This window comes from Maribellus sp. CM-23 (assembly GCF_021354595.1).
GTDB lineage: Bacteria > Bacteroidota > Bacteroidia > Bacteroidales > Prolixibacteraceae > Draconibacterium.
Genome location: NZ_JADWYJ010000002.1, coordinates 188,398 through 215,002, shown reverse-complemented (window position 1 = coordinate 215,002; position 26,605 = coordinate 188,398). Strand labels below are relative to the sequence as shown.

Sequence of the window (26,605 nt, the reverse complement as noted above, 5' to 3'; positions counted from 1 at the left end):
TATTTTTTGATATGGATATTTAAAGGAATTTTGTCAGGAATTTATGAACCTTCCAACTAATAATCAGAAATATACTTGTTTCTGGTTCCTTTTAATCACTTTTTGGTTCTGAAAAGACTGGTTACTTTTTTATACAAATCGTTGATGGTGTTGTATTCTTCGGTGAACGAAAGCCCAATTCCCTGGGTATAAGGCGCTGTTTCGTAAAATAAATTATTGTTGGAGCGGCTGTAGGCCTTGAGTTGTATTTTTCCGCTGGGTACCAGTTTTACATTAATTTCAAAGTCGCCCACAACTTGGCTATTGTTGGTGCTGTACTGGTTGGCGTTATTGCCGATGTTCCCGTTTAGCGTAACACGGTCGTTGAATATTTGTGTGCTTAATGCCAGTTCAATCTCGTCATCGCTCACCTGGTTGCCGGGGCGGTAATTAACCCCCACATCCCAGTGCTCGTTGATTTGTGACAGCCAGTTACTGAGCTGATTGGAGAACAATTCGCTGGCGGTAGATCCCAGCATATTGTTGTTTTGGGCTTCGTAGGTTCCCCGCAGGTATTCAGGGGTGAAAAATTTCCCCATAACGATCAGCGAAAGTATTTGTTTGTTTAGCTCTTCTTCGGTGTTGAAAAATTGCTGCAGGTCGTCTTTGGTCCGTTCTTCGGCGTTGGGGAAATTAATTCCGAAGTTAATGGTGGGGTTAGAAAGTTCGTCTTCCAGGTGGATGATGCACTCTACCTGTATTCGCTGGTTTTGTGCTGTGTTTGTGATGTCGCTCATAAACAGGTCGTAGAGCGAAGCTTTCAACTTGTAAATTGCTTTCAGGTCGATGTTGGCATTATACGGGTCGCCCGACCAGGCAATGGAGCCTCCCGGTTCGATGGTGAAACGTTTGTTGATAACATTTTGCAGCGTAAAAAGATAATCTCCGCGGGTGGGCTTGTAATTTCCCGACAGGAAAATGTCTCCGTCCTCGTTCATTTCGAAAACCAAAAGCCCTTCGCCCTGTGCCTTAATAACGTCACCAATTCTTGAGTTGTAAATAAGTTGAACCTTGGCATCTGAAGTTGCTTCCACCGATAAACTCAGGCTCAATTTGCTTTCTTCCTCCGGTTGTTTCTTGTAAAATTCAGACTCTTCAACCTGGTTGGGAATCACAAATTCGATGAAATCATATTTTTCTACTTCGCTCTCACTTTCCATCGATATGTTTACATCGGTGCCGGCCAAGGAAGTCATAGAGCCCGAAAGTCTGACCGTCTTTCCTTTACCGGTAATATCGAGCCGGCCGCGGGCAATGGCCACACCGTAAAATTTCTCATTGTCGCGGGGCCCGGTGTTCAAAGCCCTGATGCGATTGGTGGTGGCATGCAAATCGTAAAGCATGTTCCCGAAATTCTCATGAACAATGGTTCCGAAGAATTTTCCCTGGTTTCTCTGACTGTCGTAGGCGGTTAAGTTATCAAAAAGAATGGTATCGTTGCGGAAATAAACACTGTCGTTAAACGTGTACGGAACCTGGGTGGCAACAATTGTAACACCCGCATTTATCCCCATAAGTGCACCATTTATCAGGATTTTATCTGCCGTACCACCGATGTTTACTTTGCCCGAACCATAACCTTCGAAATTGGAAAAACTTTCGCCCATAAAAGTTTCCAGAACGATCAATGAAACGCTGTCGAAACTGGCATCAAAATTCAGCCCCTGGGTGGCGGGAAGGTAAGTTCCGAAAGCATCAAGCTGAAGTTTTCCCTGCTTCATAACCCTTAGCCTTGAATCTATTTTCGACTGGTTGCTGTTCCACTGACTGATCAGGGAAACGTCGCCCATCAGCTGATCTTTGTAGTAAAAATCGTTGATCGACAGGTCGGAAAGTACCGCAGGTTTATCCAAAATGTTGGCAAAACCAAAGGTTCCGTTGGCTATTCCTCTTATTTTCAGGTCTTTTTTTGTATAAACGTTGAGGTTGGAGAGGTCAATGTTTTTTAAGCGGAGGTTTAGCAAATCGGGATGTCCTTTATGGGAGTGCCCGTCAATGGCAATTTCCTGGTTTCGGTTGTAGATGAGAAAGTCGTTCACCAAAAGAGATGAAGAATCGATCGTAACCGTGTACGGCGAAATATTCCAGATCGTATCAGCGATAAAAATCCTGGACGGCTGGCCTTCCACCACCACATGCAGGTTATCGGTACTATCAGATTTTGAAAAAAGTGTGCGTGTTTTTAGCGTTCCGCTGTAGGTTAGCTCGTCGTAATTGCTCCACGAAATGGTATTGGTCAGTTCATTGTGTGCCAGCTCCGAGTCGATCCTGAAATTATACAGCTGCACCTGGTTGTTCAGGCGGATTTCGCCAAACCTGAACTTGGAAGTGTAAGCCTCGTCGATGGTTTTATTTCCGATAAAAATATCGCGGGCAAGAATTCCCTTGTAGCGAACTCCGGGGATACTTCCTTCCAGGTCAATTTCTTTGTTGTCGGAATCAAATTTTCCGTACAGCAAAAACGGCGTATCCATTTTTAACCCGGGAGCGAAAATATTGGCCAGCGGATTGATGTCTTTTATGTTGATGTTGAAGTCGAAATTATTGGATGTCCCATTTTCCGTCCCGGTCGCTTCATAGGAAGGAATATAGCGCTGGATGGTTTGCTGTACCGCATAAACAATGTTCCTGAAATGGTAGCTTCCACCAATGTCAATGTCCATAAAATCCGACTTAAAGGTCAGAGAGTCGACACCGTCTTTTTTGGCGGTTTTGAGGCTCAGACCGCCCAGGTCGAACGAACCGTTTTTGTTTTTGTAGTACCCTTCGTTTACGTTTATAATTCCCTCCAGATTATCTAAGGTGTTGCCGGTAAAGTTGGCATTCATGTTAAATGAAATCTCGGCATCCGGAAATTTTCGGAAAAGGTTTAAGCCCGCCGGATGCGCTTTGTTTAACTGGAGCGTAAAATCGAATTCCGGCATTTTCGGGTTCAGGTCCACCTGCCCAAGGAACGAAAACTGTAGGTTTGAATCGTTCATCACCAGTAAACCATCAAACATTTTATCTACCAGTATTCCGTCAAATTCAATATCGTTGTAAGGGTAATTATTGATTTCAATGGTTTTTATATCGCCTTTGAAAATACCCGAAGCCGATTCGTCGTATTTGTTGTACTTCCCGTCAACCGAACCGTTGAATGTAAGCTTGCCAAAAGTTTCCTGCCTGAATAACTTCCCCAGCTGAAAATTACTGGTGGCAATGTTTCCGCGGTAGTAAACCGAGCCTTCCTTTTCGGGCGCCACCAGAATATCGGTGGTCAGGGTTCCCACTTTACTTTGCAGAGTCCCAAAAGTTACAAAGTCATCGAGGAAGCCACTGAAGTTCCCTTTGAAGTTTAAAATGCCGGCCTGGTAAAAGCTGCCCGGAAATTGCAAATAAGCAAAATTGGCTGATTTGGGCAGATGTATATTTGATAAATCATTAAAGCTGGTAGACGATTCTTTTACATCGATAAAAAGGTACATGTCGTCGGGGTTGAGCAAATCGTTGATGTAAAAGTCGATGTCTCCCTCTGTGTCTTGTCCCGTGCTAAACCGGATGTTTTTTCCTTTAAGGTCGTTAATGTCGCCAAAAACCTGCCCCGATAAGTTCACTACCTGGTCCATACCTTTTAGTGCTGGAATTATCTGCCCGAGTTCGAGAAAACTTATACTGGATTTCGGAATTTGAAAGTCAACCTGCAAGGGAGTTGCCACCGAATCGATTACCGATGGCAGGTCCAGGATTAAGGATGCACCGGATATTTGAGAGCTCCGGCTTTCGAAATTCCAGTTGGAGAGTTCCAGTTTGTGCGGTGCGAAACTAACACGGGCATTTAGGTTTTTAACCTGGATGTTCTGGTTCGAATTCAGTTGTAGCTGATTTATCTGAAAAGTGGTTAAGCCATCCTTGCTTTTGAAATTCGTCACATCCATGTTCAGGTCATCCACCGCCAAGGTCTTGTTCTTATCAGTAACATTGTCGGCATACTGAACATGAAGCGTATTGAAATGAAAGGTTTTGCACTTGATAAACCAATCACCATGCGTGTTTTTAGTGGAATCGTCAAAGGCATCGAGCAGAAAACTGAAATTGTAAAGGTCAGCAGAATCGCGTGACAGCTTTACCTGGTTGCCTGAAAAACGAAGTTCGTCGATGCTGATAAAATGCTTTCTGAAACGGAGGGTGTCCACCTTTGCTGTGATTTCCTCAGCAAAAAGAAGTGTGTCACTTTTTTGATCTTCAATTAAAATATTTTCCAAATGAATAGAACGAAAAAAGCGAATGTTAACATGTCCCACGCTGATTTTGGCGTTAAGTCGTTCGGATAAAACAGTGGCAATTCGCTGGGTAAGCCGGGTTTGTATCCTGCTGTTTTGTAATGCAAGATATCCGCTTATTGGCAGTGCGAGTAACACTGAAACCACGATGATGAATATTTTCCAGCCTTTTTTAATAATTTTGCAATTTTTAAACGAACATACCCTTTTTCGGACTATAAATTCAATGCGAATTTATTCTTTTATGAACGAATCGTTTTTAATAACGCAAAGATATAAACCGAGGGCGTTTGTTCTTGTTTTATTAGAACGTAAAAACAGAAATTACAGATATTTAAATACTGTGTAAAATATTTGTAAACCGGTAGAAAGTTTAGAAGTTGATACAGGAGTCAGCAAAAAGTACAAGTAACAAATGGAAAATAAAGGAATTACAATATTGGGTATTGAATCTTCGTGCGACGATACCTCGGCTGCAGTTATTCGCGACGGAGTGATTTTATCGAACGTGGTGGCCAGCCAAAAAGTACACGAGGAATATGGGGGAGTGGTGCCAGAACTGGCTTCGCGCGCCCATCAGCAAAATATAATTCCGGTGGTTGAGTTGGCGATCAAACGTGCAGGTATCGACCGGTCTGCGGTTTCTGCGGTTGCTTTTACACGGGGGCCGGGCTTGTTAGGTTCGCTTTTGGTTGGAACTTCGTTTGCCAAAGGTTTTTCGCTTGCAATGAACGTTCCGCTGATTGAGGTAAACCACCTGCAGGGACACGTACTGGCGCTGTTTATCAAAGAAAACGGGGTGGAATTCAATCCTCCCAAATTCCCGTTTTTGTGCTTGCTGGTATCGGGTGGAAATTCACAGATTATACTGGTGCGCGATTACCTTGACATGGAAGTGATCGGGCAAACCATCGACGATGCAGCCGGCGAGGCTTTTGACAAATGTGCCAAAGTTATGGGACTTCCATACCCGGGAGGACCTCATGTTGACAAGCTGGCAAAAGAAGGCAACCCGCTACGTTTCGAGTTTAGCCGCCCGCGAATACCGGGGCTCGATTACAGTTTCAGTGGCCTAAAAACCAATTTCCTGTATTTTCTGCGGGATGAACTGAAAAAGAACGAGCATTTTGTGGAAGAAAACAAGGCCGATTTGTGTGCCTCTCTCCAATACACCATTATTGAAATACTGCTGGCCAAACTAAAAAAGGCAGCCAACGAAACGGGGGTGAGGGAAATAACCGTTGCCGGTGGCGTTTCTGCCAACTCGGGTTTGCGAAATGCCTTGGTTGAAAATGCCAAAAAACACCGGTGGAACCTGATCATTCCAAAGTTTGAATACACCATGGACAACGCTGCGATGATTGCCATAACCGGTTATTACAAGTTTCTGAAACAGGAATTTGTCGGACAGAACACGGTTCCGTTTGCCCGGACTCAGTTGTAAAGGACTGAGGAGTTGAAGGACGGAAGGACTGAGTCAATGCTCTAATACGGAAGTGCTTCAATGCTTAAATCAGCATATAGCTACGAGCTGCAAGCTTTTATCCTGAACTTAACTTTGAACTCTCAACTTTGAACTTTAAACTACTTTTCGCCATGCTATTCAAGACAAAACTGGTACACGGAACGCTGATTAAACGTTACAAACGCTTTCTGGCAGATGTAAGGCTTGATGATGGTTCGGTGGTGACGGCACATTGCACCAATTCCGGAACCATGAAAAGCTGCCTGGAAGAAGGTGCTGAAGTTTATCTTTCGCCGGCAAACGACCCAAAACGCAAGACCCGCTTTACCTGGGAAATGATCAAAATAAACGGGAGTTGGGTAGGGATAAACACATCGAATCCTAACTTGCTGGCCTATGAAGCTATTTCCGCAGGAGAGATTCCGGGGCTGGAAGGATATACAAAAGTTCAGCGGGAAGTAAAGTTTGGCGATTCGCGCTTTGATATTTTTGCAGAGAACGATACCGAAAAATGTTTTGTGGAAGTAAAGAATGTTTCGCTGAAAGAAGGGGAGTACGCTTTGTTTCCGGATGCGGTAACAACCCGCGGACAAAAGCACCTGAAAACATTGATGGAAGTAAAAAAGCAGGGAATGCGGGCAGTAATGCTGTACATTGTTCAGCGCAGCGACGTAAATGTTTTTGCTCCGGCAGCGGACATTGACCCGGATTATGCAGCAGCATTAAAAGAGGCTGTAAACGCTGGAGTGGAAGTAATTCCTATGCAGGCTTGGGTTACACCCGCTGAAATACGGTTGGTTCGGAAACTTCCGTACGAAATATAAAAAAAGGAATCCTGACGGATTCCCTTTCTATTTTTCTTTCTTGTCTTTTGCAATTTCTGTAATTTCTCCCTGGTAGGATATGTGTGCCCTGTCGGTACTGTTTACACTTAGTGTTGCCGAGCCGGAAAATGCAATGGTGAAGGTAAATTGCATAAAATCGCTTTTGTTTTTTACATTGAAATTTACAATCCAGCCTCCTTTTTTCCAATCCTGAATATTGTAGCTGTCAATTTCTCCTTTAAAATCAAGCGGAGAGTTGCTACTTCCATATTCAGCTTTGTAAGCTCTTCCAAAAAATGGCAGATAAGACTCAATTTTGTCGGAAAGTAAATCTACCCGGTAGTCGGTAACCAGTGTTTTGCTCGGACCATTGGATGGCAACATTCTGTCGGCATTAAACCTCCAGGTTTTATCCGAGATCAGTTGTTTAACTTTCTCTTTCTTTTCTGCTTCTATTTTCGCCTTTTTTTCTTTTCGTGTCAACTCCTTCTCCTGGGCCTGCAAGACGAAAGAGGCCCCAAGAATTAAAACAATTAGAATTACGTGTTTCATGATCTTTCTCTTTTTAATTTGTTATTATCGTGTAAGTTAAATAAATGTTTGTTGATAGTTCGCCTCCATAAAACAAATTTGGTACCAAAACCGCTTACATGTTTATTCGTTTAATGTTAAAAAAAGTTATGGCTTTTTCGTTGAATAATAATCATGAAAGTCGAACCAGAATATTAGTTTTGAGCATTATTTTATCAGACAGAAATCACAAATGTTCTTATGCCTGCAATTAGCATTTCATCAGAATTAGCGTTAAAAGTTCCTGGATTGAAACTATCGTGTATTGAATGCGATGTTCGTACAGTGGAGAAAAATGACGAATTGTGGCGCCGGATTGAAGCTAAAATTCTGGATCTTCAATCGCAGCTGAAAATAGAAGACATTAGTCAGATGCCTTCTATTGCATCCTCACGAAAAGCTTACAAAGCATGTGGAAAAGATCCGGCACGTTATCGTTTGTCGGCCGAGGCATTGTTGAGACGGGTGGTAAACCGCGGAGAATTGTACCAGGTAAATAACGTGGTTGATTGCCTGAACCTGGTTTCAATTTCTACCGGGTTCTCGATAGGGGGCTACGATGCTGAGAAGGTTCAGGGAATGATCGTTTTTGGCATTGGAGTCGAAGATGAACCTTACGAGGGAATCGGAAGGGGAGTACTGAACATTGAATACATGCCGGTTTTCAGGGACGACCGGGGTGCTTTCGGTACACCCACCAGCGATTCGGTACGAACAAGTGTTACGGCAGAAACCAAACGCTTTCTGATGATCATTATTGACTATGCAGCCTCGGAGGTGCTTGCCGAAGCTACGGTTTTGGCCCAAAAGTTATTGGAAGAATACGCGGATGCAACTAATTTTGAAATTAAGACGGTTGAGAATTAACAATTAGAATGAGATGAAGAGACTTAGCAAATTTATAATGAAACTGATGGGGTGGAAGGGAGTTTACGAAGGAATTCCTGACGTTCCGAAATGTATAATAATCGGAGTGCCGCACACCAGTGCCTGGGATTTTGTTATTTCGTGGTTGTATTATACTTCCGCCGGAAAAAAGGCAAATGTCCTGGTGAAAAAGGAGTTCTTTTTTTGGCCTTTTGGCTATTTTGTGAAAAAAATGGGAGGACTTCCGATCGACCGTTCCCGCGGAGCCAACGTGATTCGTCAAACCATTCAGCTGATAAACGAACACGATTACGTTCATTTGGCACTAACACCCGAAGGGACAAGGGCTTTTACAAAAAAGTGGAAAGCCGGTTTTCATATAATTGCCCGGGAAACGGGTATTCCGGTTTACCTGGGAAGTTTCGACTGGGGCAGTAAAACCATTTCCACCGGTGAGCGAATGGAGCTTACCGACGATGCCACGGCCGACATCAACCGAATGAAAGATTACTACCGCAAAAAAGGTATCAAAGGAAAATTTCCTGAGAATTTTTGCACCGAGCACCAGTAGACCGGGGCATTACTAGATAGCGGTTAAATCCCTGTAATTTTATTGCAGCTACTTTCGTTTCGATAAATTTTTACTACAGTTTTGAGAACAAAGATAAGAGTACTAAGTATCTAAAATTATTAATTCTTACTACTCTTATCTTGCTACTCAATACTCACACCTCATTGTCTGAATCCTTCTTTTGAATTTCATTCAGCTTTAACCTATGTATTTCCAGACGATTTGGTTTGTCTATCGTTTCGGGAAGGCAATCGGACTGGTTTTCTTCGGTTTAGGCTTTTGAAACATAACCGACTGCTGCTCCTTTGTTTTGGCTTGATCTCCGGCCGCCTGTTGTGTTATTTGCGGACCTCCGGCAGGCTGCGCGAGTTTCATCAGTTCCTGTACTTCTCTATTAATCGGATCCAGTTCAGCCGCTTGTTTCAGAAAGGCTTCAGCCTGTGGCCGGTTATTTTGCGCCAAAACAAATTTTGCCCGCAGTGCAAACAAGTCGGCATCATTATTAATAAAACGCGCCATGTTTATGAAGTTGGCCGCTGTTGCGAGGTCATTTTTTGCCAAAGCAATTCGGCATTTAACTTTCACCACTTCCACGTTGTTCTGGTTGGCTGCCGGTAGTGAGTTGATAATACTTTCAGCCTGTATGTTGTCGCCCGAAAGTTGAAGGCTTTTGGCCTTGTATGCTTTTGCATACAGGTCGTTCGGACTTTCTTTTAACAACTGGTCGTATATGTCAATGGCTTTTTTGTAGTTTTTATAATTGATAAGGATTTCACCCATTTGCAGGTAAGCCTGGTTGTAATCTTTTTTGTGTGCAATGGCTTGTTGAAATGCTTTTAGTGCTTCGTTGGGCTGGTTCAGGTTTTTCAGCGCAAAACCTTTTTGGAAAAGTCCCTCGGGAAAGTCACTCTTTATTTCCGACATTTCGTTTGCCACTATTAAAGCTTCGTTGTATTCTTTTTTTGTATTCAAGGCAGAGGCTTTCAATAAAAGAGCGCCCATTTGCCGGGGATTGTAGGCCAGCGATTGGTCTGCGTAATAAAGCGTAGAATCTAAGTTCCGTTCCATTAAAAATGCACGGGAATACCCTTCCAGAACTTCCTCACTTTCGGGGTACAAGGCTAAAAAATTGCGAAAGTGCTGTTTGGCTTCCGGAAGTCTACGTTTTTTGAGTGCTTCAAACCCTTCGTAATCTTCGTGAGAGACTCTTTTTACTACGGCAGCAATTGGAAAACCTCCTACTTCTTTAGTATAAATAGTTCCTTTGGGAGGCCATAGATTGTTTTGAAGTTGGTAAGCTGAAATGTATGCGCAGTAATATACGGCATAATCCCAATTTCTTTTTGATTTCTCGTAATACCTGGTATACTGTAATTCTGTTTGCTCAGAAAATCCACTAAAATACTCTTTAGCTGCCGGGCTATAATTGGTAGCAATCTTCAGAATTTGTTCTTCTTCTCGATTTGCCAGTACATTTTCAATTAGCCATTCAGAGCCGGCTAGAACTCCATTGCAGGAATAGTCTGTTTCATAATATTTGTAGGCGTTTTTTACGCCTCCTTGTAGTTCATTAAAGTAGACATATTGATAAGGATGATTCTTAACGTTAAAAGTAAAGGGAATCAGGATTGATATGGATATCATGCTAATGATAATTATTCGATAGGTCTTATGTTTTGAGAGATTTATCAGGCCCCAAATGCCATAGGCAGACAAGATGACAATAAATGGATACACAAAAAGAAAATGTCTCCAGCCACCATAGTCACTTTTGGTAAAAATAGAGGTGTAAACGAGAGGAGCAATGCCTGTTATAAAAACAATGAAAAATAAAATATCTATATTTCTTAGCTTTTTAGCAAGTACAATAAAAAATGAAATAACAAATCCGATTATTATAATTACTGGAGTTGTCAATAGCATAAATTTTGGTGTGTAGTACCATGGGATAGAATCTGATCGAATATTTTTTCCATCAAATAACTGTTGTAAATAAACCTGAAGGTCGGAGGATGCCTTAAAAACTTCAAGAGAGTTCTTTATGGGATCTTCAAGTCCAAAAGGCCAGATTAAAATTCCTAAAAAGTAGCCGGCTATAATAAAAACTAAAACTGCGATGCAAAGCCGTAAAAATATTTTAATTGTATGTTTCTTGAATAAATTGCGAAAAGTGTTTTGGTAAAAGTGATTGGCCAGTACAAAAAAACTAACAAATGCGGTTAAAAGAACTCCTCCTGCCAGTCTTAAACTGAACGCAGAAGCAACACCAATTACTATGAGTATTCCATATTTAATGGATATTTTGGGGTATTGCTTATTAAACTGGTTTAAGAAATATATTGTAAAAACAAATGAAAGCGCAAGAGGAATGTCTCGGTGATTATTAAATGAGTGACCGATTATCCGAGGGGAGGCGAGCAAAAGTATAAAGGTCAGGATTCCTAACTTGAAGCCAGCTATGTCAATTGCAATCATGGCGGCGAAGAAAATCACCAACCATCCGGTAATTGCATTCATTTGGTGTCGGAATCTGAACGTATCTTTAATATTCATCCATTTGTCCAGCGTGTAAATAATAACATCAAACGATTGGCTGTTATAGTGCTGAGGATCGATGCCAACCTTTTTAATTGCAGACTTATCTTCACCCTTTGATGCAAAGTAATTATATACCTTCTCTGCCTGAACAATATATTTATGTTCATCCCCTGAAATTGCAGAAGTCCTGCTGGCCCATACCATCACAATTAAAGACGAAATGGCTAAAGCCAGAAATATATTTCTGAGTGCGGTCTCATCCAATCGAATTGTCTTTTTTAGTTTGTCGAAACGTTGCTTTTGCATGGTAATAATTAATTGGGTGTAACGATGGTTTGTTTTTTTTGATTACTCTTTTCAATCGTTTGATCGAGAAGTGCTTTAACTACCGGAGTCGGGCTAACTTCCATGTATATCTGATAAGCAAAAAGTGATTTACTAAGAACGATTAGTAATCTATTAATACCTAATAATGTTTTGCCTATGATATTTAAGCCGAGTGCTTTGGGAAAAGGTGCGGGTATTCCCTGTTGAGTTTTTACTTGATAACCGCATTGCAAAAGTGATCTTCTAAGGGTTTTAAATGTAAACAATCTTTTATGTGTTTTGTCCAGGATTCCTTCCTTTCCGTAGTTAAACTTCCCAAAAAGCAGTTGAAGACGCGTAATAAAAAAAGCAATATTGGGAGTGGTTATAATAATGGTTGGTTTTGATAATAGAAATTGCTCTCTAAGTGTATCCATGAAAAACTCGGGGTTAGAAAGATGTTCAATAATATCGAGCAATAGAACATAATCGAATTGATGTATCTCAAAATCAAAGGTTATGAAATCAAGATCACGTTTATAAAATGAACTATAATTTTCTTTATACTTTAACTCACAACGGTCGATTCCGGTAACAAGGCAGCCTTTTTGTTTTAATTCTTTGGCAATTCTGCCTTGGCCTCCGCCAATATCTAATATCCGTTTATTCGGCTCAATCCGGTCTATTGCTAACGAGTGCGATGAAACATATCCCAATTTAAGAGAGTATTCTTCAGAAGGAGGCTCTAAATCAAATTCCCGTTTATAAAAAATTGAAAGCTTGTGTAATTTACTTGCAATGGTTGTCTTTAATCCTTCAATTCCATATTTGATTCCATTTCTTAAATAAATGTTTTTCCCTGAATAATATGGAATTGCTACTTCTGAAATACTTTTTTGGGCAATTATGTGTTGAATGATAATTTGACTGTCGAATAGATAGCTTCCGTCATTTGTTCTGAAAGGTATTTCTCTTAGGGTATTCACCTTAAATGCTCTATAACCAGAGTGAAAGTCGGTTAGCGTTGTATGAAGTAAATAGTTTTGTATTGAAGTGAACAGTCTGTTCCCAAGTAATTTTAACCAGCTTTTTTTGAGATTCTTAAATGGAGAATTGTGGATAAATCTTGAGCCAATAATCATATGAACATTATCGTCACCAAGAGGCAGTATTAATTTTTCAATAAGCTCGGGATCGAAATCACCACTTCCGTGGAGCAGTACAACGAAGTCAAAATTGTTTTGAATAGCATATTCAAACCCTAATTTAAGATTGTCACCATAGTTTTGTCTTACTGGATTGTGTAAGAAGTTTATGTTTAATGAATATAGCTTATCTATCTTTTTATAAGATTCTAAGTATGCTTCATCGGTCGGAGCGTCATCAATATAAAGAATTTCATAATCGTATTTATTCAGGAATGATTTGGGAATTCTATTAATGATTTCTAATTCATTGTTTGGAGAATATATATATATAAGCAAACGCTGCACGTTTATTTCTTTGCTATCTTTTCTCAAATTATTAACATTAGTTTCCATTCATTAGGTTTTGGTGACTAAAATAATGCTTAAATATAATATTTCAGAGGTTTGGTTAAGAATGCTTTTGAAACTTTTGATAAATACGACGACATCACTTTTTATTAGTCTTTCAATAATAGTATCTTTATATGGCAGAAAAATCAACAACTTTTAAATTTTATAATTATGGCTTTTAGTTTACCAGAACTTCCATATGCAGCGAATGCTTTGGAACCGGTGATTAGTGAGAATACAATCAACTTTCATTACGGGAAACATCATCAGGCGTATGTAACCAATGTAAACAACCTGGTTGCAGGAACCGAATTTGAAAATGCCAGCCTGGAAGAAATTATCCTGAAGGCTGAGGGCGGAATTTTCAACAACGGCGCACAGGTGTGGAATCACACGTTCTATTTCATGCAGTTTAGCCCCGATGGATGTAGGGAGCCAAAGGATGAACTGAAGGCTGCCATCGATGCCAAATTTGGATCGTTTGATGCTTTTAAAGAAGCTTTCTCGAAAGCTGCGGCCACTTTGTTTGGCTCCGGTTGGGCCTGGCTGGTGGTGAACGAGGCAGGAGAACTGGAGATTGTACAAACCAGCAACGCCGGCAACCCTTTGCGCGATGGGAAAAAACCTCTGCTTACCTGCGATGTGTGGGAGCATGCCTATTACCTCGACAAGCAAAACGCCCGTCCGAAATACATTGAAGATTTCTGGAAAATAGTGGACTGGAAAGTGGTTTCCGAAAGATTCGAAAACTAATTATAAAAAAGTAGCGCTATGAGTGAAGAAAAAGTATTGGTAGCTATGAAAGCTGCGGGAAAACCAATGAGTGCAGGCCAGATTGCCGAAGCGGCCGGAATTGACCGGAAAGACGTTGACAAAGCAATGAAAGTACTGAAAGCCGAAGAGAAAATTATTTCTCCGAAGCGTTGTTACTGGGAACCAAAATAGCTTTTACGCAACTCAATACAGGCTGTCTTTTAAGGCAGCCTTTTTTATGAAAGTTTACAGGCTTATTCCCATCTTCTCATCCTTTCCTGCGAGTAACCATCTGCAGACACAATTATTTTTTGGACAATTATTTCTAATGGACGATTGCTGTGCGGCGCACGCCTACCGGCCGGCAGGCACAGAACTTCAAATCCCTGAAATGTGGAGAGATTGCGCCTGTTGCAGTTTCTGATCCATACCGCGGGTTACTCTCACCGCCCGTCAGTTGCCGGACGGATCGTTTACCCACGGTTATTAATGTTTCACCCTTCCAGGGTAAAGAGTAAATTGACACTGAAAGTGTCGAATGTCAACAACCCGGTGCGAAGCGCCGGGTAAAGTAATCGCCACACTTCGTCCGGCGAAGAAAGTTGTTGTATGATGGTGCGTGACCCCGGACGAAAGAAGACAGACCAACTTTAATTAAGCGATAAAAAAGACAGATGTAAAAGGTAGCCTACGAAAGGAAAAACACCCCCGAGGTCCGGTCGTAAGGGGACACCAAGGGTAAAGAAACGGTAATAAACATCTTTTATCTCTGCCGATAGCTCCTCTGGATCATAAGTTTTGCAGCTACCAGCAGCCCTATTTCTTCCGCTTTTTGCGTTTGAACCCGATATAGATAACTATTAGTACAAGCGGAAGTACAATAAACACAATGATATTGAAAAGATTGAGTTCGAGCGGTTCGGGTTTTCCGTACGGAACTCCCGAGGGGGCCTGGCCCACCGACTGAAGGGCAGCCAGCACGAACGCAGCCGGGAAGAAGTATTTGCGCAGCATATCGGTATTCTTTAGATTGTTCTCACTATCAATAAAGCAAACGGATGGTACGCTTTGTTCATTCGGTGGTTTGTTGCAAAACCGGGCTAGCCGGGCGGAAATAAAACATTCATGATTCCAATAGTCAATAACAGAGATGGAAATTCATTTTAGTTGCCGCGTATTTACCCTCTCTCCTGTCTCTCCCTTCCGCGAAGGGAAAGACGATTTGCCTCTGAAAACAACAACACACGTTTACAAAATGAAAGTATTATTTGTTGATGGACAATCGTCCTTCCTTGCTTGAAGGGAAGGATAAGAGGATGGGTATGAAATGTGATCAGATATGGTTTGATTTTTAGTAAGTAAAGTCCTTGTGGACGCAGATTCCTGCCTGTCGCCGGCGGGTATAATCCGTGCCTCCGCCAAAGGCTGAAAGCTGCATTTATCCATCCTTACGGATGGTGCACAGATTGGAAATTGGCGCGAGCGGAAAGTGGGTGCAAGGTCTGACTTGTCAGACCGCTAAAACCCCCGCCTGCCATATTACAATTTGTTAGGCTTAGTATTTTTTATCGTATCCATCTCAATTGTGAAAAGAAAATTGAATCGTTCGTAAATGTCAAATTTGTCTCGCCATAATCCTTGTTCTCAACTCTGTCAACTATGATGGTGTCAACAAATGAGTCCATCTCATTCACGTGTATTTTCATTTTTCCTTTTTTTGCAAAATCAATAATAATCCATCTTAACTCTCCTGTTAAATAGGCGTATGGATGTTCTTGGTCTCGGATTCTAATTAGAGAGTCATTTTCTGTGAATAGAACTTTACTTTCCATTTCTAATTTTGTCCCCAGCGTGTCGGGAATCAAAACAGGTTTGTCTGAGTAACTTTCTAAATAGTCAATTATTTGCCTAAATGTAAAATCATTAGGTTCTCCGTTATCTTCTTTTTTACAATAATTCACTAAATCATCGTAGCCCAAATAATAGTCAATATTCGAGGTCTTGTATATTACAGTTTCTTGATTTTGAAATCCATTCAAAACCACGGTCTTTCTATTGTGTCCGTTACAGGAAACAAGCATCATTAATACTGCTATTATTTGGATGAGTCTTTTCATTAATATTAAGCCTAACGGTGGCGGTATGGTTAGTAAGGGATTGCGGGCTTCTTTCCTGTCAAGATACAGATAATTTTGAAGCGGATTACTGCGCCCCGAAAACCACAGAAACCCTTATTAACTATACCGCGTGTTACCGCCTGGTGTTTATTTTTTCAGTCATTTTATTTTCAATTTGCTACCATTTCTCTTTCTGCCATGCGTTTGGCATTGTAAGCTCTTTGACAAAGCTATGATTTAAGCGTCGGCTCGTGGGGCTTTGGCAATGTGCTTGCAATTTGGGAATGGAATTATTCATCAGTCTTTTGAAATTTTAAAATAAAATTATCATTAACGACAGTAAATAAATCATTGTCGTTAAAACTTCTCTGCCCTGAATAGTCAAAAGGACCTTGAATTATTTCAATAGAAATATTATCAGTATCACCAATATTTCTTACTAGAAAGATTTCGTAGTGCCTTTTTAGTTTTTCTCCCTGAATTACTTCATTAGATGATATGTGAAATGCATTTTCCCAACCTACAACTTTAACTTCGACGTATCTAGGGTATTTCGCTTCATTTGGAATGTATTCAAGGTCATACCCTAAACCGTTTTTGCCATCAGAATTAACGCCTGCCAATTTTGCATATTCTGAAACCCATTTAATGCTTTCTTTATTTTTTATAGAATTCAATAGATGTTTGTAAACTAACCACTCGCCAAGAAACCCTAATTCCTCACTAGGTTGCTTTAACCTTTTTTGTTTTTTGGGATGCGAACTTGTTTGGCTTTTTCCTGATGAACTGCCATTTTCAACTTTTTTAATTTTAATCTTTGAAAGATTTGTTTGAAAAGCTTCATGGTTTTCTAACTGATTAAACAAGTCCCCGATGTCTTCATAAAGGAAATCTGAATCACCTATTTTTATTCTTTTTTTTGCAATTCTTTTTCCTTGTCCTTTGTTATCCTCGTCTGTTTTCGGAATCCAATTTTTTAGATTTTCAACTAGTGTTTGAATTTCATTTTCAAAGTATAACAAACTTTCAAATTCCAAATTTTCGTTTATAAATAAGTTTGCAAGTTCTTTAGGGATATTTAGTTCTTCCGCTTTTGCTTCAAATATATTTTTATTTTTTGAGTATATTTTTTCAAAGTCAAAATTGAAATCCTGTAAAGTATTAACCTTAAATTCTTCTCTTAATTGAATAAGTAAATCTTCTTCAACATTATAATTAATTTGATTTTGAAAATTACCTTTTAAAGAATCGTAATGAAGAAGAGCTTTAAGAAAGTCCTTTTTGTCATTGTCTGAATTTAGAAACTGTGTATATAAAACTTGTTTGAATTCTTTCCGCTTAACTTCTTTTATTCTTTTTAAATCAAGCTCATATATATCGGTAAGCTCAATCGAAGGATAAGCATATTTATTGAAATCAGCTAAAGTTAATTTGGATTTTTTTAATAGTTCTACAATTAGCCTTAATGAACTTTCTTCGTTATATTTTTCATAATTTATAAGTTCAAATGAGGTTGAAATTATATCACTTAAATTTGGGAATAACTTCTTAAGTTCGAATAGTAAAGATTCATCAGTAAAATTTCCCCTATGAATTTTCTTTGTTGGGAAACATTTAAGGAAAGATGTCCAGAACTGAATTTTTGGGTCATTTACAATTCCTAATTTATTTTTAGCAACTACTAGCTTTTCAAGAGTCTCGTCATCCAATTCAGTGCGAATAATATCATCTCTACCAGTAGCAGATTTTGAGAATAATTCTCTTATTTGTTGTCTTTGAGCATCAACATCAATTAAAGCAGAAAAAGCTTCAGCTATGGTAGAACAAAAGTTAACATCTTCTTTTAATTTTTTTTCATCATCAATATAAGTCGGGGTTTTAATGTAAACAGTTTTATTTTTTGAGAGATAGATATATTCATAAAAGGACAAACTAAACTCGGACTTTTCCTTTTCTTTCTCAAGTAAAACACTTAAATCTGTTACAAATTTGAATTTAATATCTTTAATAAGACTTTTTTCTTTACCCGTTGTATCCAAATCTTGCCTAAAAACATAAACATATGGTTTAAATGATTCTATTTCCTGCTCGAATTTAGCGTTTAAAGAGTGAAGTGAGGGAGTGTTTGCTAAGGTAAGTTTTAATCCTTTTAATGGTTTTACACCAAAGATTTTTTCAATTTTTTCTTGACTTCTTCGCCTTTCTATTTCAATTGTAAAAAATTGGTTTATTATACTTTCACCATATCTTTTATTATCTACATAAAAGACGGAGTTATTTTTCTCATAACTAAATTGCCCATGTTTTTTGCAGAACACTTTCCCCTCTAAAATAAAATCTTTGTAATCATTTTCATTTATATCCAAATTCTTTTCTTCATAATTCACAGCCAATTCTCGATATAAAGTTTTGGCTTTTTTGCCTTCTGAATCAATTTCAGGCAGCTTGTTTAATATTGAATAGAGTGTCTTTGTTTCAAAAGATGAAATAGTTTTATTGACTCCAACAATACTTAGTAGGTAATCTATTTTGTCAGGATTGATTTTATTTGATTTTAATATGGCAGCATAATAATCAATATTCGGTTTCTCTATTAAAGGACTAAATTCTCCAGTGATTGTAGCGGAAGTTGTACAAAGAGAAGGTGATTGTTTAACTCCACTTTTTGTATTTAGCCAAGGAACTTTAGAAATTTTCCATTTAAGAAAGCTACGAATTAAATTTCCTTTTATATCTCTATTATACCAATCACTTCCAAAATGAGCTTCAATAAAGCTGCCTTGTGGTTCATAGTCATTTTCTAGTAATTTATATAAGGAATCATCAAAACAAAGCCATGCAATTATAGTTTCTGAATTGTTCTTAGATAGAATTGAATCAATGTCATCAATAGATTGAATTTTTGCACTTCCATATCTATTGCAAGATTTTTTAAACTTTTCAAAGTTGTTAAAATGATAGTCTCCGATTTTGTTTTTATAATCATATTTTTTAAAGGCATATTCTATGAATTCATCAGGTGCATTGGTGAAAATCTTGCGTGGAAGTTCTGCTATGCCAAGCCATTTAAAATAAGCTTTCAAATCATCGCTATTAAAATCATCTAAACCAAATTCTGATGGTCTAGCAAGCAATTTCGATTTGTCATATTTGAAAATCTGGTCAGTAATAGTATTACCATAGTATTTGCCAAAATATAAACTATTAGTATGCCTAATTTTCTTGTTAGCAGAAATCACAGGTATGATAATATCTGACGAGAGAGTAGATTGCTCATTATTCCCCAATTCATTTTTGAATAATTGAAATAAAAAAGTATGTAATTCTATTACATCTTTTTTCTCAATTTTCTCTATTGAATTAAAATGTTTAATAAGTGTTTCAGCAATTTCTATAAAGGAATAATTTTTAATTCCAAATGCATCTAATTTAATAAGAAGTGTCTCAATATTGTCAATATTTAGTTCTATTAATAATGCATTTACGAGGTCTTGATTGAGAAAACTAATGTTTAAAGATTTAGGTAATTTAAATTCGATTTTATTTTGAGGCTGAATAAAAATATTCGAACTCCAACTAATAACATTCATTTCAGAATCTATAAAGAACTCGTCCAATTCCGATAATTCTAGTGTAGTTGAGTTTAATTCATTTTTGTATGGCTCATACTCTAAAAAATAGCAAATAAGTTTAGCTAAAACTGGTATTTCAATTTTAAAGACTCTTTCCGAAATTATAGAAATGAATTTACTTAAAGTATAGTGGAAGAGTGGAAAAGTTTTAAAAAAAGATTTAACAGATTCATCCTCGCAAATCGGCATAAGGTTGGAAACATCGTCGCCTTTAACAATTGAAGCTACAGGTAAATCATAAAAAACTGGATTATCTTCATATGAATTATATATCTCATTTATACTTGGAAAAACATTACTTGCTTTAATTTTTTCAATTAGCAATTCTTTAAAATTAAATTTCTGTAAAACATTATCTACCTTTTCAAAATCAATATTTAGAATTTTTAATGGTAAATAATTCACTTCTCCATCTTTCGATATTTCCAGAGCGGTTTCAATTAACAATTCTGAAAGTTCACCGGTTAAAAATTCATTGTGTCCTTCGGTATCATTAACTAATTGATTTCGGTCTTGGGTAAGTTCAAAAGTTCCATGCAATAGTGCTGGAAATGGAAATCTAACCTCCGTTTTAAAGTAACTAAATAATACATTTTCAGTATCATTTAGTTCATCATTCCAAGCAATCGATAATTCAAAATTTTTCTCTTTGTGTACGCCCTTTCTTCTTTTAACTTTCCAAGTTTTCGTTTCTGTGCTGTCCTGTAGAATATTTATACTTTTTACGGTTACTTCCTTTTTAAATTTATCTGTGTAATTTTTTTTATAGGTAATTTTTCTTTTAGGACTATCAATTTCAATGATTTCGATATGGTTCAAAAATATAAGAGTCTCTTTATTTATAACAGAAAAAATTTGCGATTGAACCTCCTCTATTATGTTTTTCTTTAGCTTTATTGAAATTGTTGTATCAAAATTATTTTCAAAAATATTTTCTCCATTTAACAACTTTGGTACTCGGAGTGTGGCTATTGGGTATTTAACTTTGCTATTTTGTTTTAGAAAAGAGGAAATCTCTGGAGATTTCGTTATTAAATTTTCTAAAAAGGATTTTGCTAATGTTTCAGAAAAAGCCAATTTAGTTTCACCACTACTAATTATCACTTCATCTGCCCAACTAAGTATTGAACGAAATCCCAATCCCTTTTGTCCAATTTTATTTTGCAGCAAAGTTTTAGAACTCAGGTTACTGTATATGATTGAACGAAATCCATCTTCATTGAAAGGTTCTCCGTTGTTCGAAATTGTGAGAAAATTGTCATCAAGTTTAATTAAAACTTTTTTCTCTTTTGCAATTTCAGATGCATCGTCAGCATTTTGAAGCATTTCAAGAAGTTGTCTACCATTATATGCTTCAATGTTTTGTTTCTCAATGTTGTAGTGTTCTAATATGTATGCTGGGGATGAGATATAGTCTTCCCTTCTTTTCTTTAATTCTTTTTCAATGAAAGTATTTAAGTCATTCATTTTATAGTATTAATATCAGTTTAGCAGTTGGGTGCGTCGGCAAAAAAACAGCTCTTTTGCAAACTTTGGTTTTGCGTCGGCTTGTGCGGTTTGCAAATGTGCTGTTTTGTGCGTTGGCTGTTCATTATTTGGTTTATTCTTTTTTTGTCTTTTAGTAGCAAATTGTCTGTTTGTTTTTCTGTCTTTTTACACTTGGCGGTAACGGTTGGTGCATGTTGCGGAGCGGATTTCGGAGAGCGTTCCTGTCCGGTAGGACTGAACTGCGATGCGAGAATCCGCGGATGGCGCACCACCAAACCCCGCTATGCAATATGCACTGTGTTAGCGGCTGGCTTTTATTTCTAATTTATCTTTCATCTCGTCAATTGAGTAATATGGATTTTCGGCAACAAGGTTCATTACTTGTCCAAAATCAGTATTTTTCAATAATTCCATTTGTTCACTAATCATAGTCTGGGTTTCTGCCTGACTTAATTCTTCTCCGAATTTTTCGATAGTCGGTTTGACTTGGTTGGCAGGGATTAAGGCCATCATAAAGTCATAGTAATATTTTATGAGTTCCTTTTTAATTTCTTCAACGTCAGTCAATTGATTAGTTTTTATTTTTCGCTTAATTCTTAGTGCAACTTTATATCCAAGTCTTTTAGAAACCGATTTTAAATAATTCTCTATTTCTGCAATTGTCTCTTGGATATAGGTCTCAGATATTTTTTTATTAAAATCAGTTTGATTGGAAGCATTTAAGAATGGCAAAATTAAATTAGTCTTTATGTAATCAAATCTATTTCCAATTCCGCTTAACTCATAATAAGTAATTGGGTCATATTCTTTTAATAACTCAATTGAACTTTCTAACTCTCTAAAGCATTTGTCATTTAAATTTTTAGAATTTAAAAGAAAATGAGGTATTATTTTTAATGGAATCGGAAAGTCAGATTTGTTTAAATCTGTAATTTTTCTCATCCTACCTAAATAATACCAAACGTCAAGTAGATTTGAGATTACTATATTTAATTTTCTCTCCTTCTCAATATCAACATCTTTTCTTTTCCCTCTAATTGCAATAAAATAAGTTAGAAGAGCTGCGATTAGAGGACTAATATAAGTCCATGTGTTATTTGTTAACTCCATCTGATAATTTCATTTTTTTCAAGCTTGCCGCTAACGGTAAATTGTAAGTTGTCGGTGTGGATTTCGAAGAGCGTTCCTGTCCGATAGGACGGAACTGCGAAACGAGAATCCAGCGTACGACACACCACGAACCCCGCAATGCAATTTGCAAATTGTTAGCTGTGGTTTTTTATAATTCATCTATAATGCGTTTTACACAGTCATCGAGATTTTTGACTATATCTTTTCCTGACAACCTGAGTGTCTTTATTCCAATATTTTTTAGTTCGCTATTAATTTTATCATCTTTATTTTCATTTTTCTTTCCTCTATGAAATTGTGTCGAGTCGCAAAAAATTGCTAATTTTTCCTTTGGGAAATATAAATCGGCCTCAGTTATTAATTCATTTCCGGGTATGAATACTTTACTTTTTATCATTTCGAAAAAGTTGTCGTAAACGTGTCCATTTTTAAAAATTAGAGTTTGAATTATTGGAAACAAATTTTTTTGCGCAAGGGCTTGAATTAGGAATAATTCAATAGGAGAATCACATCCCCAAATTTTCCTAGGTTTAATATCCGTAAAGGGTCTGAAATATCTTTTAATTCTGTATTTATTAAATTTTTCGATTAAATCTTGGGGTATATTTTGTGGTTGAGCCATCGGTATTTCGTTTAAATCTGCGTCAGTCGGTAATAAATACGTTTCTAGCACAAAACCGACGGTGTCTGTGTAGTGTTTAAATTTGGCTCCTGAAAAGAAACTACTATGTGTGTAAAACCCTGTTTCTACAGGTTTGAATGGAGAAAAGTCCGTATAAATGAATTGTCTTTTAGAGATTTCTGCAAGGTCAAATGTTTTTAATAAATCAATTGAGCAATGGTCAACAAGACCTCTTTTTTGTCCTGCAATAAGAGAAATTGAATATGGATAAGCTATTGCGGATTTATCATTTATTTTTTTGAATGTATGAATATTAGCAACGACACTAATTATTTGAAATTTAGTTCCTCGGTTTTGATAATATTCGATTTCCTTGTCTGATGGTTGTTCTTGGAAACCATGTTGTTGAATATTCCTAATTAAATCCATTGTTTTAGGTTTTATTCCAAACAATGTCAATAAGTCATAACTTAAAAATAGTGGTAATGAACTATAATCAAATTCAGTGTCCAACTTCGGGAGTTCTGTATAAAACTCAATATCGAGAAGTTGTTTTGGACGATTTTTTATTAGTTCATTATCAATTAACATGCTTTCTTGTTTTTAAAATCACAGCTAACGGTTGGTACATGTTGTCGGGGCGGATTTCGAAGAGCGTTCCTGTCCGAAGGACACGGAACTGCGAAACGAGAATCCGCAATTGGCGTATCACCGAACCCCGCCCTGCAATATGTACATTGTTATAGCCAGTGTTTTTTGTTTTTTTTATATAAATCCAATTCCAACAATAATAAAAACGTATAAAGCAAAAAAAGCGAAATCCAGAATGTTTGGATATCTATTGTCAAAAATGTCCGTTCCACCGCCTTTAGCTGGAGCGACTAACTCCATATTTGTGAGCTTTATATACGAAAATCTAAATATTTGTTGGATTACTAAAACTACTATCGAATATTTTAAACCGTATGCAATATGTCTTGAGTCATAATACATTTCTTTTACATTCTCAAGATGCTTAAATAGCCAGAAATGGTAAAGTCCAAATAAAATCCAAATCGAGAATACAGTCATATTTCTCAATGATTTATAATTGAATAAATAGTTAAACATCATTGTCCCGAAAATGTATCCAAAAATTAGAAGGTTTGCATACGAAGGAAAGGTGTCTTTTGTAAAAGTCAGATGAATATAAATTGTCAAAACGAGATATAAACCTATTGTAATATAATCCCACAATTGTAATCTTGAAAATTCAAATATTCGTTTCTCCATTTATTATTTAATCAGTTCGTTTTTCGTTTTCAACATTGGCTATAACGTACGTGGAACCCAACTAGTCGGGTTATATCTTTATTGTCAGGTTGGGTTATACGCCCGAATGGGGTGTGGAACCCAACTTTTTTACTAAAGTAGTTCATCCAACGGATTTTTGAAGTTCTTAAAATTATGTTCCGTGACATGTGTGTAACGTTGCGTGGTCTTAACACTTTCGTGGCCTAACCAGGCTTGTATATACCGGATGTCAACTCCTTGTTCCAACTGGTGCGTGGCAAAACTATGGCGCAACATATGCAAGTGCACCCGCCTTTTAATTCCCGACCTGTAGGCAGCCGCTTTTAATAATTTAGATAGACTTTCGACTCCGTACTGGCCTCCCGTTTGCCCTTCAAATAACCAAACTTTTGGTTTGTATTCAGTATAATACTGCCGAAATAATTTCAGGAGTTTGGGCGAAAGCTGAACATAACGGTCTTTTTTCCCCTTGGCACCCTTTACTTTTATCATCATGCGTTTCGAATCAACATCAGCAATTTTCAAATTGATCACTTCGCTTCTCCGCAATCCACACGAGTATATGGCCGAAAGCATGGTTTTGTGTTTCAGATTTGTTGTAACACTCAGAATGTTGCCAACCTCTTCTTTGCTGAGTACATCGGGTAATAGTGTCTCTTTTCTGGGGCGCTCTATTTCGTACACATGTCTTCCTTTTCCCACTACTTTTTCGTAAAAGAACTTAATGGAATTTATCCGTTGGTTTTGCTCGCTCGGGGTGATTTCCCATTTGTTTATAAGTTCCAGCAAATACGTGTTTATTTCTTCAACCGGGAGTTCCTTTAAATTCCTTTCAGTGAAATAATACATAAAGTCTTTGAAATAGGCAGAGTAAGTTTTTATGGTACTCTCGCTGTACCGTTTTTGTTTTAACAGTTCAAGATAGCCTTTGGGCAACTTAGTGCCTGACCGGTATGAATAATCACGGCTAATCTTTTCGCGGGCCACCGGCATTGCCTTGATTTTTAATGCGGAATAATCAATATAAGCCAAATCGCGCAATCCCTCGAAAAAACGGCCCAGATTGAATTGATCTTTGACAATAAACCAGCACGACATTGAGCTACTCCATCTTGCAGGGAACAATTCTTTTAGCCGGTCGTTTATGTCCGAATTGTATTCGAAACGCACAATAACTACTTCCTGTTTCCGGTGTAAACTGTATTCAAGTTTTATTTGCGGGAGCGTATTCAACGGTTATTGGTTTTTAGCATTTTAAAAGTAGTAATCTTATGGTAAAAAAACAATCTGATCTGGTTTATTGAATTGTTTCGTTAAAGGGTACCTCAGAAGTACCCCCACGTACTTCAGAAGCGAATTATATCACCTTTTTACCAAACTAAAGCGGGTCTTGAACGATCGGATTCACCGTTTTACTGAATTAGAGCGTTTCTGAACCGAATCCATTCGCCGTTTAACCGAACTGAATCGCCGTTTAGCTAAACTATTGCAGATCCGAACTGAATTCATTTACCTTTTTAGCGAATGAAAGAGCTTCGTAACTAAATTCATTCAATTAATAGCCGAATTAGTGCAAATTGAAACAAAATTAATCTGCTTTGGTAGTGGGTAACTTTCAAAAAAAAGGAGGCGGTAAATGCTGTAGTTGCCGCCTCTTTTTTCTGAAAGTCGCTGAAAAACCAACAGCAAAAGTGTCTCAAAGTATTTACGCTCACCCTGATTGTGATCCGTCGGTTGACGGACACAATCGTTCCTCTCTATACATAGAGAGGGAATGAGGGAGGGTTAGCTGGAAATTGCCATACTTTCATCTCTGTTGGTGATTCCTAAAAGTCATGATTGTTTTAATCGCAGGATCTTCGAAGTTTTAATTTTCAGCCGGTTCTGATTTTTTAGGTCCGTTTTCGGAGAAACGTTTTTTCAGGTCGTCATAAATCGGTTTGGCTCCCGGAATGTCCATTTTAGCGGCCTGTTTTACCGAGTTGTAATAGCTCAATGCAGCCATATAGCTTTCCGATCCGGCCTCCATGGTAGTGTCGTCGAGGTTGGAGCATAACTGCTGCACCGGCCTGAAAATGCTCATCAGCTGACTCCAGGCATCCATGTCGTCGGTAAATCCTTCCGCGCTCAGATAGGGAGGGACAAACTGCGGATCGCTTTCGCAATATTCCAAACATTTCTGCACAAAGGGTTGTGTTCCGTCGTTCATTTTGGGCAAAGAACGGCGTTCGGCAGGGCTTAGAGCGATCAGGTACGGTTTCAGAACAGTAAGGGCGGTGTTTACTGCGGTTAAAGCTTCGCTAACTACGGTTTCGGGTAGTTTAAAATCAATTTTGTTTTCCATGATGTGTAGTTGAAAAGTTAATAAATAAAGATTTGTTAAGCTAACGAACTACAAATTACATAAAGCAGTTGTAACAGTCAAGTAGTAAGTGTATTGTATAATGTATTATTGAACATGTTTTCAGAATATGTCATCGCTACAGGTGCATCAAGGTTTGTTGGCTGACAATATTATTTTCAATCCTTACCGGTTGCACACCGATTGCAAATCGGCGCGAGCGGCGGGTACAAAACGGATATTCAAAA

The 26,605-nt window shown here is 38.0% G+C and carries 18 protein-coding genes; 7 read left to right on the top strand and 11 right to left on the bottom strand.

Annotation, left to right across the window (positions count from 1 at the left end; translation table 11 throughout):
* Window positions 1-95: 95 nt before the first annotated feature.
* On the bottom strand, window positions 96-4,448 hold the full coding sequence (locus tag INQ51_RS22620; protein WP_233377467.1) for a translocation/assembly module TamB domain-containing protein: 4,353 nt from the start codon (window positions 4,446-4,448) through the stop codon (window positions 96-98).
* 268 nt (window positions 4,449-4,716) lie between these two features.
* Between INQ51_RS22620 and tsaD the strand changes: the two genes are divergently transcribed.
* Both tsaD and sfsA read left to right on the top strand, forming a co-directional pair.
* Window positions 4,717-5,745, top strand: a complete 1,029-nt coding sequence (gene tsaD / locus INQ51_RS08085) for a tRNA (adenosine(37)-N6)-threonylcarbamoyltransferase complex transferase subunit TsaD (RefSeq protein WP_233377466.1) — start codon at window positions 4,717-4,719, stop codon at window positions 5,743-5,745.
* Window positions 5,746-5,897: 152 nt separating this feature from the next.
* A complete protein-coding gene (sfsA, locus tag INQ51_RS08080) occupies window positions 5,898-6,590 on the top strand; it encodes a DNA/RNA nuclease SfsA (RefSeq protein WP_233377465.1) in 693 nt (230 codons plus the stop codon).
* A 27-nt stretch (window positions 6,591-6,617) separates the two neighbouring features.
* Here the strand turns inward: sfsA and INQ51_RS08075 are convergent, their stop codons facing one another.
* Window positions 6,618-7,142, bottom strand: coding sequence for a DUF4251 domain-containing protein (locus tag INQ51_RS08075; RefSeq protein ID WP_233377464.1), 525 nt, complete (start codon window positions 7,140-7,142; stop codon window positions 6,618-6,620).
* Between the two features lie 219 nt (window positions 7,143-7,361).
* Here INQ51_RS08075 and INQ51_RS08070 point away from each other — a divergent pair, with 219 nt between their 5' ends.
* The gene (locus tag INQ51_RS08070) at window positions 7,362-8,027 is read left to right on the top strand and encodes a B3/4 domain-containing protein (RefSeq protein ID WP_233377463.1); all 666 of its coding nucleotides are present in this window, start codon (window positions 7,362-7,364) and stop codon (window positions 8,025-8,027) included.
* Window positions 8,028-8,040: 13 nt separating this feature from the next.
* Complete coding sequence (locus INQ51_RS08065; protein WP_233377462.1) at window positions 8,041-8,598, top strand: 1-acyl-sn-glycerol-3-phosphate acyltransferase; 558 nt, start codon at window positions 8,041-8,043, stop codon at window positions 8,596-8,598.
* A gap of 231 nt (window positions 8,599-8,829) precedes the next feature.
* Here the strand turns inward: INQ51_RS08065 and INQ51_RS08060 are convergent, their stop codons facing one another.
* Window positions 8,830-10,242: a tetratricopeptide repeat protein gene (locus tag INQ51_RS08060; protein WP_233377461.1), complete on the bottom strand. Its 1,413-nt coding sequence runs from the start codon at window positions 10,240-10,242 to the stop codon at window positions 8,830-8,832.
* Window positions 10,243-11,450: 1,208 nt separating this feature from the next.
* Window positions 11,451-12,983: a bifunctional glycosyltransferase/class I SAM-dependent methyltransferase gene (locus INQ51_RS08055; RefSeq protein ID WP_233377460.1), complete on the bottom strand. Its 1,533-nt coding sequence runs from the start codon at window positions 12,981-12,983 to the stop codon at window positions 11,451-11,453.
* 168 nt (window positions 12,984-13,151) lie between these two features.
* On the opposite strand from INQ51_RS08055, the gene INQ51_RS08050 reads away from it, so the two are divergent.
* The 3 genes from INQ51_RS08050 (at window position 13,152) to INQ51_RS08040 (ending at window position 14,303) form a co-directional block, all read left to right on the top strand.
* Window positions 13,152-13,733, top strand: a complete 582-nt coding sequence (locus INQ51_RS08050) for a superoxide dismutase (protein WP_233377459.1) — start codon at window positions 13,152-13,154, stop codon at window positions 13,731-13,733.
* Between the two features lie 18 nt (window positions 13,734-13,751).
* Window positions 13,752-13,925: a transcriptional regulator gene (locus INQ51_RS08045; protein ID WP_233377458.1), complete on the top strand. Its 174-nt coding sequence runs from the start codon at window positions 13,752-13,754 to the stop codon at window positions 13,923-13,925.
* Between the two features lie 201 nt (window positions 13,926-14,126).
* A complete protein-coding gene (locus INQ51_RS08040) occupies window positions 14,127-14,303 on the top strand; it encodes a hypothetical protein (protein WP_233377457.1) in 177 nt (58 codons plus the stop codon).
* A 246-nt stretch (window positions 14,304-14,549) separates the two neighbouring features.
* Here the strand turns inward: INQ51_RS08040 and INQ51_RS08035 are convergent, their stop codons facing one another.
* From INQ51_RS08035 to INQ51_RS08005, 7 genes are all read right to left on the bottom strand, one after another.
* Window positions 14,550-14,747: a hypothetical protein gene (locus INQ51_RS08035; RefSeq protein WP_233377456.1), complete on the bottom strand. Its 198-nt coding sequence runs from the start codon at window positions 14,745-14,747 to the stop codon at window positions 14,550-14,552.
* A 551-nt stretch (window positions 14,748-15,298) separates the two neighbouring features.
* The gene (locus tag INQ51_RS08030; RefSeq protein WP_233377455.1) at window positions 15,299-15,850 is read right to left on the bottom strand and encodes a hypothetical protein; all 552 of its coding nucleotides are present in this window, start codon (window positions 15,848-15,850) and stop codon (window positions 15,299-15,301) included.
* A gap of 290 nt (window positions 15,851-16,140) precedes the next feature.
* Complete coding sequence (locus INQ51_RS08025) at window positions 16,141-20,949, bottom strand: DUF3883 domain-containing protein (protein WP_233377454.1); 4,809 nt, start codon at window positions 20,947-20,949, stop codon at window positions 16,141-16,143.
* 321 nt (window positions 20,950-21,270) lie between these two features.
* Window positions 21,271-22,080 (bottom strand): hypothetical protein, encoded by an 810-nt coding sequence (locus INQ51_RS08020; protein WP_233377453.1) that lies wholly within the window; start codon window positions 22,078-22,080, stop codon window positions 21,271-21,273.
* Window positions 22,081-22,249: 169 nt separating this feature from the next.
* Window positions 22,250-23,314, bottom strand: a complete 1,065-nt coding sequence (locus INQ51_RS08015) for a very short patch repair endonuclease (RefSeq protein ID WP_233377452.1) — start codon at window positions 23,312-23,314, stop codon at window positions 22,250-22,252.
* 813 nt (window positions 23,315-24,127) lie between these two features.
* Window positions 24,128-25,249, bottom strand: a complete 1,122-nt coding sequence (locus tag INQ51_RS08010; protein WP_233377451.1) for a tyrosine-type recombinase/integrase — start codon at window positions 25,247-25,249, stop codon at window positions 24,128-24,130.
* Between the two features lie 634 nt (window positions 25,250-25,883).
* Window positions 25,884-26,360, bottom strand: a complete 477-nt coding sequence (locus tag INQ51_RS08005; RefSeq protein ID WP_233377450.1) for a hypothetical protein — start codon at window positions 26,358-26,360, stop codon at window positions 25,884-25,886.
* Between the last annotated feature and the right edge of the window lie 245 nt (window positions 26,361-26,605).